Source organism: Nocardiopsis nanhaiensis (assembly GCF_054778635.1).
The window spans coordinates 63,410-78,192 of sequence record NZ_BAAGZJ010000011.1; the positions used below are offsets into that span (position 1 = coordinate 63,410).

The following is a 14,783-nucleotide window of genomic DNA, read 5'->3' on the forward strand; positions in this document are numbered from 1 at the left end:
GGGCCCAGGGGCTGGGTGGTCCGGGCCGTGACGGCTCACGTGGTACGCGCGGACTCCTCCTGGGCGGCAGCCAGTCCGGCGCTGATCACGCTGTCCATGATCGCGGCGAGGCGGTCGGTGCCCAGGCGGGGCGCGTGCCCGGCCATGCGCTCGACGAGTTCGCGCTCGCGGTGCGGGTCGCGCCCGGCGAAGTAGCCGACCGGTTTGAGACGCTGGACCTGGGCGGCGACCAGGGCGCGGCGCTCAAGCAGCTCGGCGAGCTCCGCGTCCATCTGGTCGATGTGTCCGCGCAGGTGGAGGATCTCCTCGGCGGCCTGTGGTCCGACCGGCTGCTCAGCCTGCTTCGCTACGGAGGGCGCGGGTTCTACGGGGGGCGCGGGTTCGGTGTGGCGCTCGTGCACGGTGGTCCCTTTCTGGGTGCGTTCGCGGATGCGGCGCGGCCGTGCGTCCCCTGGCTTCGGCCCTCGGGGCATCGGCCGCCCGAAAAGACGAAAGAGCACCGGGCGCTGCCCGAGTGCTCTATAGCCGACGTTCCCGATTCCGCCTACGTGAAAGCGGCCGACGGGTCCGTCGGCTGGCTAAACACGAAATAGCGGTGGGTCACGGGAGTGAGCGTACTACACCGAGGGGCCGTGCCCGAACCGGGTACGGCCGCCATGGACGGGACCGCGGTCACTCGGCGGCCTCGACCTGGATCATGAGCCCGGTGGCCTCTGCGGTGACCTTGCCGTGGGCGCGGATCTCACCGGCGACGAAGACCTTGCGTCCCTCGACCCGGTCCACCCAGGAGGTGATCTCTAGCGGGGTGAACAGCGGGGTGGGGCGGCGGTAGTTGACCTCGAGCTTCGCGGTCAGACCGGGGCTGGTCTCGGCTGAGGAGACGCTGCCGACGGCCTGGTCGAGCATGGCTGCGACCCAGCCGCCGTGGACCAGTCCGGGCGGGCCCTGGTAAATGGTGTTGAGGGTGACCTCGCCGCGCAACCCCTCGGGGGTGCGGTCGAGGAGGAGGCGCGGTGCGGCCGGATTGGTCTCGCCCTCGACGATGTTGGTGATGGTGCCGACCGCGGTGCTCCCGTCACCGAGTTCGCGGCGGACCATGGTGCCGACCTCTCGGCGGGCCGCGTTGAGCCGGTCGGTGAGGCGCTCGACCGTGGCGGCGGTCTCGGCCAGCGTGTCCGAGTCGACCTCAGTGTTGGAGACGGCGTCAATGAGGCCGTTGACGCGGGTGACCAACGTGCGCAGTTCGGCGGGGATGGAGCTGCCCTCGACGAGCGGGAGCCCGAAGGCCCTCGGGTCGGGGCTCTCGGTGGCCGGCTGCGTGTTGACCGTCATGTCTTCCTCGTCGGGTCGGTGTTGGTGCTCGGTCGGCTGCCGCGCGCACGGGGCGCGTGGCAGCCTTCTCCAAAACCGAATCTTACTCGGTAGTACACCGACGGGGTGCGGGTGGGCGGTGCGCTCCCCGTCACACGAAAGGGAGACAGGGGCCACCGGACACGACGAAACCGCGGAGATCCGCCCAGATCAGCCGAGCTTGTACTCCATGTGGAAGTGCGGGATACCGGCGTCCATGAACTCCTCGCCGTGCGCGGAGTAGCCCAGCCGCTCGTAGAAGCCCAGCGCGTGGGTCTGGGCGTGGAGTTCCACCCGGTCGAGCCCCGACTCCCGAGCAAGCTCCCCGGCGGCACGGACCAGCGCGGCCCCGGTGCCCTTGCCCCGCCCCGCGGGCAGAACGGCCATGCGCCCCAGGAGCCCGGCGCCGTCGCCCTGGTCCACCAGGCGGACCGTGCCCACCGGAACCCCGTCGACCAGCGCGAGAAGGAACTTCGCCGTGGTGTCGCGCTCGTCCCACTCCTCCTCGATGGGTACCTGCTGCTCGGCGACGAACACGGCGCCCCTGATCACGAAGACGGCCGCTCGGTCCCGCTCGTCCAGGACCCGGCGAATATGTGGCTTGCTCATCCGCGCAGACTACCGGAAGATCCCGCCCTGCCAGGGCCGGGCGAACGCCCCCACGTCCGTGGCGAAGCGCCCCGAAGGCATCCACCGAACACGGCCTAACCTGGACGTATGGAACTGCCGAGTGAGGTCCACCCCACCGTCGAGGACCCGCGTGTGGAGCGGGCGCGGTACTGGCGCTTCTCCGGCCTGCCCGACACCGAACTCCTCACCGCGCGTTTCGTGACCACGACCTTCACCCGGCACACGCACCCCACGTACACGATCGGAATGATCACCGGCGGCATCGAGGAGTACTCCCACCCGGGCGGCAAGTCGCGCGTGGGCCCGGGCGGACTGGCCGTGGTCGGGCCGGACGAGGTGCACACCGGGCACGCGGGAATCCCCGAAGGCTGGGGGTACCGGGTGTTCTACCCGGCGCCCGAGGTGGTCGCGAGCATCGGCCGTGAGCTGGGGATGCGGGGCACACCGGGGTTCACGGAGTCCGGGATCCACGCGCCCGAGGTCTCCCGCGTGCTGGTGAGGGCGCACATGGCTGCTGAGCAGGGTTCCAGGCTGGCCGCTTCTTCCCTGGCCAGACAGGGGATCGCGATGCTTCTGCGTTCCCACGGGCGAGAGCGCGCGACGGAGGGCGGTACGCACGCGGCGCGGCCGGAGGCGGTTCGGGCGCGTGGTCTGCTGGCTGAAGGCCTGGTGGACCCGCCGACGTTGGAAGAGCTGGCCGCGCAGGTGGGGCTCGGCCCGTTCGCGCTGGCCCGGGCCTTCCGAGCGGCCTACGGCCTGCCCCCGCACGCCTACCTGAACCAGTTGCGGGTGGACCGGGCCCGGTCCCTCTTGGCCCAAGGCCGCCGCGCGGGCGACGTCGCGGCGGAGGTCGGGTTCGCCGACCAACCGCACCTCACCCGCCACTTCCGTCGGCACCTCGGTGTACCGCCGGTCACCTACCAGCGCGCCCTGCTCGGGACCTGATTTCGGGGCCACGGTGCCTTGGGGGAAGCGCAAGAACGTTCAAGACGACCGAACCCGGCCCGCCTAGCGTGGGCGAACGTGAAACTCTTCTCTGTTCTCCGTTCACCGGCGGTGCGGGACAGCCTGGGGATCGGTGTCGCCGTGGGCGCCGCGGGCCTGGCGTTCGGTACCGCCGCGGTGGCCGCCGGGCTCTCGCCCGGCCAGGCCCTGTTCCTGAGCCTGTTCATGTTCACCGGTGCCTCCCAGTTCGCCCTGGTCGGGGTGATCGCCGGGGGCGGGAACCTGGTCGCAGGGGCGCTGGGCGCCCTGCTCCTGGGTGCCCGCAACACCTTGTACGGGCTGCGCTTGGCTGACCTTCTCGGGTACCGAGGCGTGCGGCGCGCGCTGGCCGCGCACGGGGTGATCGACGAGACCACGGCCGTGACGCTGATCCAGCCGGACCGGGAGTCCGCACGCACCGCGTTCGTGACGACCTACGTGGTCCTGGGCACCTTCTGGGTGGCCACGACCCTGGTGGGGGCGCTGGCGACGGACCGGGTGGGCGACATCGACGCCTTCGGGTTGGACGCGGTGGGTCCGGCGATCTTCCTGGGTCTGCTCTGGCCGCGGCTGCGTGAGGGCGGCCCGCGTACGTGGCTGATCGCCGGGCTGGGCGCCGGACTGGCGCTGGCCTCGACCCCGTTCCTGCTCCCGGGCGTGCCGGTGCTGCTCGCCGCCTCGGCCGCCCTGCTGGTCTTCGTCGGTGCGGACGACCGGGAGAGGGACCCGAACCGAGGTACCGACCGTGCTGGGGAGGTGCGGCAGTGACGCTGTGGATCGCGCTGATCGCCACCGCTCTCGGCTGCTACCTGCTCAAGTACGCGGGTATGTCGGCCCCGCGACGACTTCTGGACAACCCGTGGCTGCAACGGTTCGCCATGGCCGTTCCGCTCGCGCTCTTGGCCGCGCTGGTCGCCGTCCAGGCCCTTGGCGACGGGCAGGCCTTGGTCTGGGACACCGCCCGTATGGCCGGGGTGGGCGCCGCCGTTCTCGCCCTGGTGCTGCGCGCGCCCTTCCTGTTGGTGATCGTCGCCGCGGCGGGCACCACCGCAGCCCTGCGCGCCCTTGGAGTCGGGTAGGGAACGTCTGGGAAGGGTTGTCCACAGGCGGTCCCGCCCAGCCTTGACCGGCCATGGGCCGCCTGCCAGAGTCAGCCGCACGCGCACCGGCACACCCTGGCTCCGGTGCGTGACTTGAGTGGACCTTGCGACGATGGAAGGACCCGCCTCCATGGCCCCTGCCGCACAACGGCCCCTACCCCCCACCGACACCGCAGCCCACGCGGCGGTGGAGGTCCTGGCCGCCGCCGGGATCAGGCGGTGCTACACCGTCCCCGGTGAGAGCTTCCTGGAACTGGCCGACGCCATCGAGCAGCACCCGGAGATGGCCCTGGTCTCCACCCGGCACGAGGGCGGCGCGTCCTTCATGGCCGAGGCGGACGCCAAACTCACCGGGGTGCCCGCTGTCGCCGCCGCCACCCGCGGCCCCGGAGCGGCCAACCTGGCGGTGGGGGTGCACACCGCGATGCAGGACTCCACCCCCATGATCGTGTTCCTCGGCCAGGCCGAGACCGAACGGCTCGGACGCGAGGCCTTCCAGGAGGTGGACCTGACCGCCTTCTACGCACCCATCACCAAGTGGTCCACCACGGTGCACCGGGCCGACCGGCTCGCGGAGATCACCGCGCGGGCGATCCGGATCGCCACCACCGGCCGTCCGGGGCCGGTGGCGATCGCCGTGCCGGGCGACCTGTTCGGTGAGCGGGTCGGGCACGGTCCCACCCCGAGTCCCTCGGTGGTGCCCCGGCCACCGCTCGGCGAACAGGACCGCGACCGGCTCGCCAACTGGCTGGCCCGCGCGGTGCGCCCGGTGGTCATCGCTGGCGGCGGCGCGCGGTCGGCACGCGCGGACCTGGTGCGCGTGGCCGAGCAGTACAGCGTGGGTGTGTACGCCGCCTGGCGCAGGCAGGACGTGTTCCCCAACGACCATCCCCTCTACCTCGGGCACCTCGGGCTGGGTGCGCCGAGCGGGGTGCTGGGAGCCCTGGCCGACGCGGACGCCGTCCTGGTGGTCGGGTGCCGGATGAGCGAGACCACCACCCAGGGCTACCAGCTGCCCGAGTCCGACGGGCGCACCCGAGTGGCGCAGATCGACATCGACCCGGAGCAAGTGGGTGCCACCAAGGACGTGTGGCTGGGAGCGGTGGCCGATGCCGGAGCGGCGCTGCGGTCGCTGGCCCAGGCCCCCGTCAAGGTGCCCTACCGCGACTGGAGCGGGGCCCGCCGGGTCTGGGTGGAGAGTGCGACCATCCCGCCCCAGGCAGCGGAACACCGGGGCAACCTGCTGCATCCGTGGTCGGTGATCTCCGGGATGCGCGAGGCACTGCCCGAGGACACCCTGATCACCAACGACGCGGGCAATTTCGCTTCCTTCCTGCATCGGGCGTGGTGGTTCCGGCACCCCGACACACAACTTGCGCCGACCAGCGGGGCCATGGGCTACGCGGTTCCGGCCGCGGTGGCGGCGAAGATCGCCGCTCCCGAACGGACCGTGGTGGCCGTGGCCGGTGACGGCGGCGCGCTGATGACCGGCCAGGAGTTGGAGACGGCGGTGCGCAACGGCGCGGCGGTCACCGTCGTGGTGTTCCAGAACGGGCTCTACGGCACCATCGCCATGCACCAGGCCCGTGAACTGGGCCGGATCGCGGGGACCGAGATCAGCGGGCCCCTGGACCTGGCGGGTTACGCCCGTTCGCTAGGCGCGCGCGGCGCCACCGTGCACACCCGCGAGGAGTTGGCGAAGGCGTTGTCCGAGGCGGTGGGTTCGGACCTGCCCACCCTGGTGGACGTGCGTACCGACCCCGAGGTGATCAGCCCGACCACCACCATGTCGGACCTGCTGGGCCTGGAGTGAGCCCGGGTGGGGTGGCCGGGGTCGGCCGCCCCACCCCTGTTCGGGCTCATACGGTGTCCACGCTCGCGAGGTCTCAGACGGTGCCCGCCCCGGTCTGGACTCAGCCGCTGCCGGGGCCGTCCGGGTCGGCGTTGGCTGCCGCACGCAGGGCGCGGACGACCGCGCGGATGGCGGGCCTGCGGGAGGCCTCGCTGCGCCAGAAGACGTAGACCTGCCGGACCAGCGCGGGCTGCACCGGGACCACGCGCACCCCTTCCGGCAAGGGGCCGCGGCCCAGCCTGGGCATGACGGCGGCGCCGATACCGGCCGCCACGAGGGCCAGTTTGGTCTGGTGCTCCTCGACGTTGTGCACGACGTCGGGTTCGCCGCCCCGCCCCCGGATGATGCCCAGGAGCCAGTCGTCGCAGATGGATCCCTTGGACCAGCTGATCCAAGGCAGATCCAGGATCTCGTCGAGTTCCAGGAGCTCGCGGTGGGCCAGCGGGTGGTCGTGGGGCAGGGCGATGTCGCCCACATCCTCCATGACCGAGGCCCGGCTCATGCCCTGCGGCAGGGTCAGGGGGGAGCCGTTCCAGTCCACAACCATGGCCAGGTCGGCGTCACCGTTGATCATGGCGGGGATGCTCTCGTGGGGTTCCTCCTCGTTGAGCTCCACGCGCAGCCCCGGGTGGGCCTCGCGTAGGGCCGGCAGGGCGGTGGGCAGGAGTCCGCGTACGGCGGTGGGGGTGGCGGACAGGCGCAGGTGCCCGGTGACATCACCTCGGTGGGCCTCCAGGTCTGCCTCGGCTCGGTGGACCAGGGACAGGATCCGGGAGGTGTGTTCGACAAGGAGTTCCGCGGCGTCGGTGAGGCGGACACCGCGACCGCTGCGTTCGACCAAGGGCTGGCCGACTTCCCGTTCGAGTTTGGCGAGCTGCTGGGACACGGCGGAGTTGGTGACGTGGAGTGCCTGGGAGGCCGCACTGAGAGAACCGTGCGCGGCGATGGCGTGGAGCACGCGGAGCCGGTCGACGCTGAGCATGTAAGCAACTCTAACTCAGACCTTAAGCAATACGAAGTAGACCTAATGAATGGGTCGGGGATAGAAACGTCCCATGTCCACTCCCCGCAGCACCGCACTGCGCAGTACCGACCTCCGCGGCACCACGGCGCCTTCCGGACTCGGTATAGCCCGTTCCCTGCTCACGGGTTGGCGCGCCAAATTCGCACTTCTCGCGCTCATCTGGGGCATGAGCTTCGTCGTGATCAAGATCGGTGCCGAGGTCCTGACTCCCGTCCAGCTCTCGATGGCCCGCATGGTCACCGGCGCCCTGCCCCTGCTGGCGTTCCTGCTGCTGCGCGGCGGGCGCCTGCCGTCCTCGCCGCGGCTGTGGGGGCACATGTTCGTGGCGGCGCTGCTGCTCAACAGCATCCCCTTCACCCTCTTCGGGTACGCGGGGCAACTCATCCCGTCCGCCCTGATGGGGATCGTCAACGCCTCGACACCGCTGTTCGGGGTCGTGTTCTCGATACTGATCCTGTCCGACGAGCGCCCGGACCGCACCCGCGTCGCGGGCCTGGTCATCGGCTTCCTCGGGGTCCTCACCGTCTTCGGGGTGTGGAACTCACTGGGCGGGGTGTCCGTGCACGACGGCGACGCCCTGCTCGGGATGCTCTTGGTGGTGGGCGCCACGGCCTGCTACGGGATCGGCACGCCCTACCTGCGCAGGTTCGTCGCGGGCAGCCCGCACACTGCCCTCGAACTGAGCGCCCTGCAGCTGCTCCTCGGCGCGCTGCCCCTGGTCCTGCTCACCCCGCTGGTCAGCGACCTGCCCACCGAAATGACCTGGCAGGTGGTTCTGGCGGTCAGCGCGCTGGGCGTGTTCGGCACCGGGTTCGCGTACATCCTCAACTACGCGATCGTCCGGGCCGCGGGGGCGACAGTCGCAACCACGGTCACCTACGTGGTGCCGGTGGTGGCTGTCACCGCGGGTATCGTCCTGCTCGGCGAGAGCCTGAGCTGGAACCAGCCGCTGGGCGCGGCCGTCATCATCCTGGGAGCGGCCTTGTGCCAGCGGGTCCTCCGCGTCCGCCCCACCCCACCGTGATCCTGCATCCCTGTCTCCACCCTCGACGGCCGAGGGTGGAGCTGGGGGCAAGATCATCGGGGAGAACGGGGCTGGTCAGTCTTCGCGGAGGGTTTCCACGGCGGACTCCAGGTCCTCCGGGTAGGGGCTCGAGAACTCCACCGGGCGGCGCTCGGTGGGGTGATCGAAGCCCAGGCGCACCGCGTGCAGCCACTGCCGACGCACGCCCAGGCGCTCAGCCAGGTTCGGGTCGGCCCCGTAAAGGTGGTCGCCCACGCAGGGGTGGCGCAGCGCGGACATGTGCACCCGGATCTGGTGGGTACGACCGGTCTCCAGCTTGATCTCGAGCAGGCTGGCGGCCCGGAAGGCCTCCTGGGTGTCGTAGTGCGTCACCGAGGGACGCCCTCCCGCGACCACGGCCCAGCGGCCGTCGCCGGCGGGGTGCCGGTCGATCGGCGCGTCGACGGTGCCGCGGAACGGGTCCGGGTGTCCCTGGACCAGCGTGTGGTAGCGCTTGTCGACGGTGCGCTCCTTGAACGCCCGCTTGAGCACGCTGTAGGCGATCTCGCTCTTGGCGACCACCATGAGGCCGGTGGTGTTGGCGTCCAGGCGGTGCACGATCCCCTGGCGTTCGGCCGCTCCGCTAGTGGCCAGCTGCACCCCGGAGGCCAGCAGGCCCTCGAGGACGCTGGGGCCGGTCCAGCCGACCGTCGGGTGCGCGACCACGCCGACCGGTTTGTCCACCACGATGATGTCGGCGTCCTCGTGCACGATGCTCATGCCCGGTACGGCCTCGGCGCGCGGAACCGGAGCGGTGGGCGGCGGCGGGAGGGTGACCTCCAGCCAGGCACCGGCCTGCACCCGGTCGGACTTGCCGGCCTCGCTGCCGTCGAGGAGGACGCTGCCGTCCACGATCAGCTCCGCGGCCCGGGTCCGGGAGAGCCCGAACATCCGGGCGATCGCAGCGTCGAGCCGGTCGCCTTCGAGACCGTCCGGGACGGGGAGGCTCCTCGTGTCGCTCATGGACCCTTCCCCTTGTCGTTCTCGTCACCGTCGTTCTCGGTGGTGTCCTGCGCGCCGACGTCCGGTCCGGAGGCGTCGCCGGTCGCGGTGGACTCACCACTGTCCGCGGCCCCCGCGTCCCTCTCGGCCGCTGCGTTCTCGGCAGCTGCCTGCTCGGCCACCTCGTCGGAGACCATCGTGCCGTCCAGGTTGAGGCCCTTGAAGGTCAGCACAACCACCAGGCAGGCTCCGACGACCACGCAGGAGTCGGCGATGTTGAACACCGGGAAGTCGCCCACGCTGATGAAGTCGACAACGGCGCCGTGGAACGGGGCCGGATCACGGAAGAAGCGGTCCACGAGGTTACCCGCGGCCCCGCCCATCATCAGGCCGAGCGTGACACCCCACCACAGGCTGCGCACACGCCAGCCGATGTAGCCGATCGCGAGGACCACGACGGTGGCGATGCAGGTGAACACCCAGGTGTAGTCCGTGCCCAGCGAGAAGGCGGCCCCGGTGTTGAACACCAGGGTGAACTGGACGAAGCTGCCGATGACGTCGAGGCGCTCTCCCGGGGAGAAGGCCGCCAGCGCCCATTCCTTGGTGGCGAAGTCCGCGACGATCGCGGCGAGCGCGACCAGCATCAGGACTGCGTACCTGCGCGGCCGGACGGCTTTGTTGTCGGTCGTGGTCATGTTGCTGTCCCCGGAGGGCTCTACCTCAGTCAGCGACGCTCCTCGCGCTGTTTGCAGGTGACACACAGGGTGGCCTTCGGGAATGCCTGGAGACGTGCCTTCCCGATGGCCTGCCCGCATGACTCACAGACCCCGTAGGCCCCCGCGTCCATCCGTTCGATCGCCCGCTCGCTCATGGCGAGCAGGTCACGAGTATTGTAGGCCAACGCCAGGTCGTGCTCGCGCTGGAAGGCCTTGGCGCCGGTGTCCGCTGGGTCGTCACCCGCCCCCTCGACCGGGTCGTTGAGCCGCTCGGCGAGTTCGTTGTCGGTATCGCGCAGCTCCTCCCGCTGCGCCGCGATCTCGCTCTCCAACTGGTTGCGGACCTCTGCGACCTCTTCCGGGGTCCAGGGATCCTCCCCGGGACGGACCGGCATTCGCGCCGCTTCGGTGGCCTTCATCGCACTCCCCCTCCGCACGTCCCACGGCCCCAGCCCTCCGCCCGGTCGGCGGGGCCTCCCGTTTGCTCAGCCGTGAGTGGTGCGGCGAAGCCTAGGCAATCCTCTTCTCCAAGGCAATGATCCGGGCGGTGCGGTGCACACGCCGGAGCCTTTGGGGCGTCAAGGGCTATGGGGCCGCTCACGGGGCGTCAGGGGTGCTTACGCGGCGCAGGAACGCCGGTACAGGGTGGTGGGCAGCACGACCGTTCCGCGCAGGAGCGCTTCGTCCATGACGAGCCCGGTGTCCCACCACCCCTGGTTCTCGTAGAAGCGCCGGGCGCGGGCGTTGGCCGTCAGGACCCGCAGGACTGCTTGGTCGGCGGGCCCCTCGGCCATCACCTCGTGCAGGGCCTCGGCCAGCTTCCGGTTGGTTCCGGTTCCCCAGACCTCGGGCACTGAGTAGAAGGTCTCCAGGTCGACCACGGTGCGACTGTCGTCCTCCGGGTCGGGGCCCGGCACGAAACCCGCGAAGGCCACCACCCCGGTGTCCTGCTCGGCGAGGAGGACACCGGCGCCGGGTTCGGTCAGGTCTCCGGCGAGGCGCCTCGACCAGACCCCGCTGAGCCGCTCCGGGTCCAGGTTCTCCAACGCGTAGTCGGGGATGATGCCGCGGTAGCCGGCCTGCCAGGAGCGGACATGGACCTCGGCGATGGACCGGGCGTCTTCGGGGCGCGCCACACGAATCGTCATGCCGCCCATCCTCACCACCGTGCCCCTCGGTGGACAGGGGTTGACGGCCCCTGTCCCGAAACGGCCACTCCGACGAGCTCACCCCACGGCGGCGAAGCCCCCGTAGTCCTCCGCGAGCAGTGCGAGGTGGGTCTCGTCGAAAACCGCCGGGCCGCCGTGCGGTCCCGTCAGCACCTCGATGACCCAGTCCGCGTCCTCGGCGTCGTCCTCGCCCGCGAGCATGTCCCGGTGCACCAGGCAGGGCTCGTAGCCCTGCTCCAGGAGCTGTTCGGCCAGCTCGTCCGCGTCTTCGCGTTCGGACAAGGTCACCAGGACAGCACCCCGTGTGCGCTCGGCCATGACCGCCCCCTCCGTCGTCCGCGGCACGCTTTGCCGCACTGCGTTATCCTGAACCTGTGTCGATGGGGACGAGTAGCGCTGGCCCCGACCGGACGGACACAGCCTAGAGGGGGCTGGACCGGCCTAGCGACCCGGGGACGGTGCGAGCCCGGGGGTACGACCAGTGCGAAGATCACCCCGGAGCCGCCGGAAGAACAGGCGCCCCGCCAGACGCAACGTGCGCGGGCACCCCAGTAGAACCGGCAAGAACTCAACGAAGCGGGATCCGTCACCCCACCGCCCAGCGGTCGCGGTATCGGTTCCAAGGAGGGTGGTACCGCGGGGCTAGGCCTCGTCCCTCCGTCAGGAACACCCCTGATGGAGAAAGGTACGACGGTGACCGACGACCCCCGGCCCGAATCCCGCGCGCTGCCCCAGCTGCCCGCTCAGATCGACCTGCCCGCGACGGAGCGCGAGATCCTCGGCCGCTGGTCGAAGGAGAACGTCTTCGAGCGCTCGCTCGACCAGACCCGCGGCGGCGAGAACTGGGTCTTCTACGAGGGCCCGCCCACCGCGAACGGCCAGCCCGGCGTGCACCACGTCGAGGCGCGCGCCTTCAAGGACGTCTTCCCGCGCTTCCGCACCATGCGCGGCTACCACGTGGACCGCAAGGCCGGCTGGGACTGCCACGGCCTGCCCGTCGAGGTCGCCGTGGAGAAGGAACTCGGCCTGAGCGGCAAGAAGGACATCGAGGCCTTCGGTATCGCCGAGTTCAACGACCGCTGCCGCGAGTCCGTCCTGCGCAACGTGGACGCGTTCACCGCCATGACCGAGCGCATGGGCTACTGGGTGAACATGGACGACGCCTACCGCACCATGGACCCCCAGTACGTGGAGTCCGTCTGGTGGGCGCTCAAGCAGATCTGGGAGAAGGGACTGCTGGTCCGCGACTACCGGATCAGCCCCTACTGCCCGCGATGCGGCACCACCCTCTCCGACCACGAGCTGGCCCAGGGCTACGAGACCGTCACCGACCCGTCCGTGTACGTGCGGTTCCCGGTCACCTCCGGCCCCCTGGCCTCACCGGAGCACCCGACCTCCCTCCTGGTGTGGACGACCACGCCGTGGACGCTGGTATCCAACACCGCAGTGGCCGTGCACCCCGACGTGGAGTACGTGGTGGCCACCAATGGGGACGAGCGCCTCGTCGTCGCCGAGCCGCTGTTCGAGAAGGTCCTCGGCGAGGGCTGGGAGCTCACCGGTGAACGCTACGAGGGCGACGAGATGGAGCGCTGGACCTACCAGCGCCCCTTCGAGATCGCGCCCTTCGACGAGCCCGCGCACTTCATCGTGCTCGCGGACTATGTGACCGTCGAGGACGGTACGGGTCTGGTCCACCAGTCCCCCGCCTTCGGTGCCGACGACATGACGGTCTGCCGCTCCTACGGCCTGCCCGTCGTCAACCCGGTCCGCGCCGACGGGACTTTCGAGGCCGAGCTGCCGCTCGTGGGCGGCGTGTTCTTCAAGACGGCCGACAAGACCCTCGTGCGCGATCTCAAGGACCGCGGCCTGCTCTTCCGGCACGTGGACTACGAGCACTCCTACCCGCACTGCTGGCGCTGCCACACCGCGCTGCTCTACTACGCGCTGCCCTCCTGGTACATCCGCACCACCGCGGTCAAGGACGAACTCCTCGCGCAGAACCAGGCCACCAACTGGGTGCCTGAGAACGTCAAGGAGGGCCGTTTCGGCGAGTGGCTGCGCGGCAACGTCGACTGGGCGCTGTCCCGCAACCGCTACTGGGGCACCCCGCTGCCGATCTGGGAATTCGCCGACGGCCGCCAGATCTGCGTGGGCTCCCTCGAGGAGTTGAGCGAGCTCAGCGGCCAGGACCTGTCCAACCTGGACCCGCACCGCCCCTACGTGGACGACGTCGTCATCCCCGACCCCGACGCCGACCCGTCGCTTCCCGAGGAGGAACGGGTCGCCCGCCGCGTTCCTGAGGTGATCGATGCCTGGTTCGACTCCGGGTCCATGCCGTTCGCCCAGTGGGGCGCGCCGCAGTACAACGAGGAGACCTTCCGGGCCAACTTCCCGGCCCAGTACATCTCCGAGGCGATCGACCAGACCCGCGGCTGGTTCTACTCGCTGCTGGCGGTGAGCACCTTGGTGTTCGGCCGGAACTCGTTCGAGAACGTGGTCGTGCTCGGCCACATCCTCGCCGAGGACGGCCGCAAGATGAGCAAGCACGTCGGCAACGTCATGGAGCCCATCCCGGTCATGGATCAGCACGGCGCCGACGCTCTGCGCTGGTTCATGCTGGCCAGCGGCTCCCCGTGGAACGCCCGCCGGGTCGGCCACAGTGTGCTGGAGGAGATCGTCCGGAAGGTGCTGCTGACCTACTACAGCACCGTCTCCTTCTTCACGCTGTACGCCAACGCCGGTGCGGGCTGGGACCACTCCAAGCTGGCCGAGGCCCCGGCGCCGCAGGACCGTCCGATGCTGGACCGGTGGCTGCTGTCCGAGCTCAACGAGGTCGTCCGCGACGTCACCGACGCCATGGACAACTTCGACACCACCGGTGCCGGGCGCCGCCTGACCGCCTTCGTCGACGACGTCTCCAACTGGTACGTGCGCCGATCCCGCCGCCGGTTCTGGGGCGGGGCCGAGACCCCCGAGGGCGCTTCGGCGTTCGCGACCCTCTTCGAGGCGCTGGAGACCGTCACGCTGCTGATGGCGCCGATCGTGCCGTTCCTGACCGACCACGTGTGGTCGGCGCTGCGCCGCCCGGAGTCCGCGGACTCGGTGCACCTGGCGCCGTGGCCGGAGGCGCGCGAGGACCTGATCGACCCCGAGCTGTCGAAGAACATGGCGCTGACCCGCCGCCTGGTGGAGCTGGGCCGGTCCGCCCGAGTGGACTCGGCGATGCGTACCCGGCAGCCGCTGGGCCGTGCGCTGGTGGGCGCCCAGGGTTTCGCCGACCTGCCGGAGCAGCTGCGCAACCAGGTGTCCGACGAACTCAACGTGCTCCGTCTGGACGCCCTGTCGTCGGTGGGCGGCGACCTCGTGGACTACGTGGTCAAGCCGAACTTCCGCGCTCTGGGCAAGCGGTTCGCCAAGCGCACGCCGCTGGTGGCCAAGGCCATCCAGGCCGCAGATCCGGCCGCATTGGTCGAGCAGGTCCGCGAGACCGGCTGGACGCAGGTGCGGGTCGAGGACGAGGCGGTCGACGTGAGCGCCGACGAGGTCCTCGTCACCGAGCAGCCCCGGGAGGGCTGGGCGGTGGCCTCGGAGACCGGTGAGACGGTCGCCCTGGACCTGGACCTCACCCCGGAGCTGCGCCGCGCCGGTCTCGCCCGCGAGATGGTCCGGATGCTCCAGGAGGCCCGTAAGAACAGCGGGCTGGACGTGTCGGACCGCATCCACGTGTGGTGGACCGCCGAGGACGAGTCCGTCCGGCAGGCCCTGGCCGATCACGGTCAGATGATCGCTGGCGAGGTCCTCGCCGACGCCTTCGTGGCCGGTACGGGCGAGGACGCCCCGCACTCCGCCGAGTCGGCGGAGTTCGGGGTGGCGTTCGCCTTCCGCCGGGCCTGATCCGCGGTGCCGAGCGGGGGTGCTGCCGTCACATCGGCGGCGCCCCCGGCTCATGATGG

Annotated in this window: 15 protein-coding genes; 6 read left to right on the plus strand and 9 right to left on the minus strand. The window is 70.7% G+C overall.

What is annotated here, in order from left to right:
* Window positions 1–35 precede the first annotated feature (35 nt).
* The 3 genes from ACYVD1_RS07610 to ACYVD1_RS07620 form a co-directional block, all read right to left on the minus strand.
* Window positions 36–401, minus strand: coding sequence for a chorismate mutase (locus ACYVD1_RS07610; RefSeq protein ID WP_460769550.1), 366 nt, complete (start codon window positions 399–401; stop codon window positions 36–38).
* 271 nt (window positions 402–672) lie between these two features.
* On the minus strand, window positions 673–1,332 hold the full coding sequence (locus ACYVD1_RS07615; RefSeq protein WP_460769552.1) for a PaaI family thioesterase: 660 nt from the start codon (window positions 1,330–1,332) through the stop codon (window positions 673–675).
* 189 nt (window positions 1,333–1,521) lie between these two features.
* Complete coding sequence (locus tag ACYVD1_RS07620; protein ID WP_460769555.1) at window positions 1,522–1,959, minus strand: GNAT family N-acetyltransferase; 438 nt, start codon at window positions 1,957–1,959, stop codon at window positions 1,522–1,524.
* A 108-nt stretch (window positions 1,960–2,067) separates the two neighbouring features.
* Here ACYVD1_RS07620 and ACYVD1_RS07625 point away from each other — a divergent pair, with 108 nt between their 5' ends.
* The 4 genes from ACYVD1_RS07625 to ACYVD1_RS07640 all read left to right on the plus strand — a co-directional run bounded on the left by ACYVD1_RS07625 (window position 2,068) and on the right by ACYVD1_RS07640 (window position 5,877).
* Window positions 2,068–2,925 carry an AraC family transcriptional regulator gene (locus ACYVD1_RS07625; protein WP_460769557.1) on the plus strand — a complete coding sequence of 286 codons (858 nt, stop codon included), beginning with the start codon at window positions 2,068–2,070 and terminating at the stop codon, window positions 2,923–2,925.
* Between the two features lie 78 nt (window positions 2,926–3,003).
* Window positions 3,004–3,732 (plus strand): AzlC family ABC transporter permease, encoded by a 729-nt coding sequence (locus ACYVD1_RS07630; RefSeq protein ID WP_460769560.1) that lies wholly within the window; start codon window positions 3,004–3,006, stop codon window positions 3,730–3,732.
* Window positions 3,729–4,043, plus strand: coding sequence for an AzlD domain-containing protein (locus ACYVD1_RS07635; protein WP_460769562.1), 315 nt, complete (start codon window positions 3,729–3,731; stop codon window positions 4,041–4,043). The genes ACYVD1_RS07630 and ACYVD1_RS07635 overlap by 4 nt, the downstream gene beginning before the upstream one ends.
* Window positions 4,044–4,194: 151 nt before the next feature.
* On the plus strand, window positions 4,195–5,877 hold the full coding sequence (locus ACYVD1_RS07640; RefSeq protein WP_460769564.1) for a thiamine pyrophosphate-dependent enzyme: 1,683 nt from the start codon (window positions 4,195–4,197) through the stop codon (window positions 5,875–5,877).
* Window positions 5,878–5,977: 100 nt separating this feature from the next.
* On the opposite strand, the gene ACYVD1_RS07645 is transcribed toward ACYVD1_RS07640, so the two are convergent.
* Window positions 5,978–6,898 (minus strand): LysR family transcriptional regulator, encoded by a 921-nt coding sequence (locus ACYVD1_RS07645; protein WP_460769566.1) that lies wholly within the window; start codon window positions 6,896–6,898, stop codon window positions 5,978–5,980.
* A 73-nt stretch (window positions 6,899–6,971) separates the two neighbouring features.
* Between ACYVD1_RS07645 and ACYVD1_RS07650 the strand changes: the two genes are divergently transcribed.
* Window positions 6,972–7,964 carry a DMT family transporter gene (locus ACYVD1_RS07650; RefSeq protein ID WP_460769569.1) on the plus strand — a complete coding sequence of 331 codons (993 nt, stop codon included), beginning with the start codon at window positions 6,972–6,974 and terminating at the stop codon, window positions 7,962–7,964.
* 75 nt (window positions 7,965–8,039) lie between these two features.
* Here ACYVD1_RS07650 and ACYVD1_RS07655 read toward each other — a convergent pair whose 3' ends face one another.
* From ACYVD1_RS07655 to ACYVD1_RS07675, 5 genes are all read right to left on the minus strand, one after another.
* On the minus strand, window positions 8,040–8,966 hold the full coding sequence (locus ACYVD1_RS07655; RefSeq protein ID WP_460769571.1) for an RluA family pseudouridine synthase: 927 nt from the start codon (window positions 8,964–8,966) through the stop codon (window positions 8,040–8,042).
* Window positions 8,963–9,640 (minus strand): signal peptidase II, encoded by a 678-nt coding sequence (gene lspA / locus ACYVD1_RS07660; RefSeq protein ID WP_460769573.1) that lies wholly within the window; start codon window positions 9,638–9,640, stop codon window positions 8,963–8,965. The genes ACYVD1_RS07655 and lspA overlap by 4 nt, the downstream gene beginning before the upstream one ends.
* A gap of 29 nt (window positions 9,641–9,669) precedes the next feature.
* Complete coding sequence (locus ACYVD1_RS07665) at window positions 9,670–10,080, minus strand: TraR/DksA family transcriptional regulator (RefSeq protein ID WP_460748225.1); 411 nt, start codon at window positions 10,078–10,080, stop codon at window positions 9,670–9,672.
* A gap of 198 nt (window positions 10,081–10,278) precedes the next feature.
* Window positions 10,279–10,809, minus strand: a complete 531-nt coding sequence (locus tag ACYVD1_RS07670) for a GNAT family N-acetyltransferase (RefSeq protein WP_460769575.1) — start codon at window positions 10,807–10,809, stop codon at window positions 10,279–10,281.
* A 78-nt stretch (window positions 10,810–10,887) separates the two neighbouring features.
* A complete protein-coding gene (locus tag ACYVD1_RS07675) occupies window positions 10,888–11,148 on the minus strand; it encodes a hypothetical protein (protein ID WP_460748220.1) in 261 nt (86 codons plus the stop codon).
* Between the two features lie 375 nt (window positions 11,149–11,523).
* On the opposite strand from ACYVD1_RS07675, the gene ileS reads away from it, so the two are divergent.
* A complete protein-coding gene (ileS, locus tag ACYVD1_RS07680; RefSeq protein WP_460769679.1) occupies window positions 11,524–14,724 on the plus strand; it encodes an isoleucine--tRNA ligase in 3,201 nt (1,066 codons plus the stop codon).
* Window positions 14,725–14,783 lie beyond the last annotated feature (59 nt).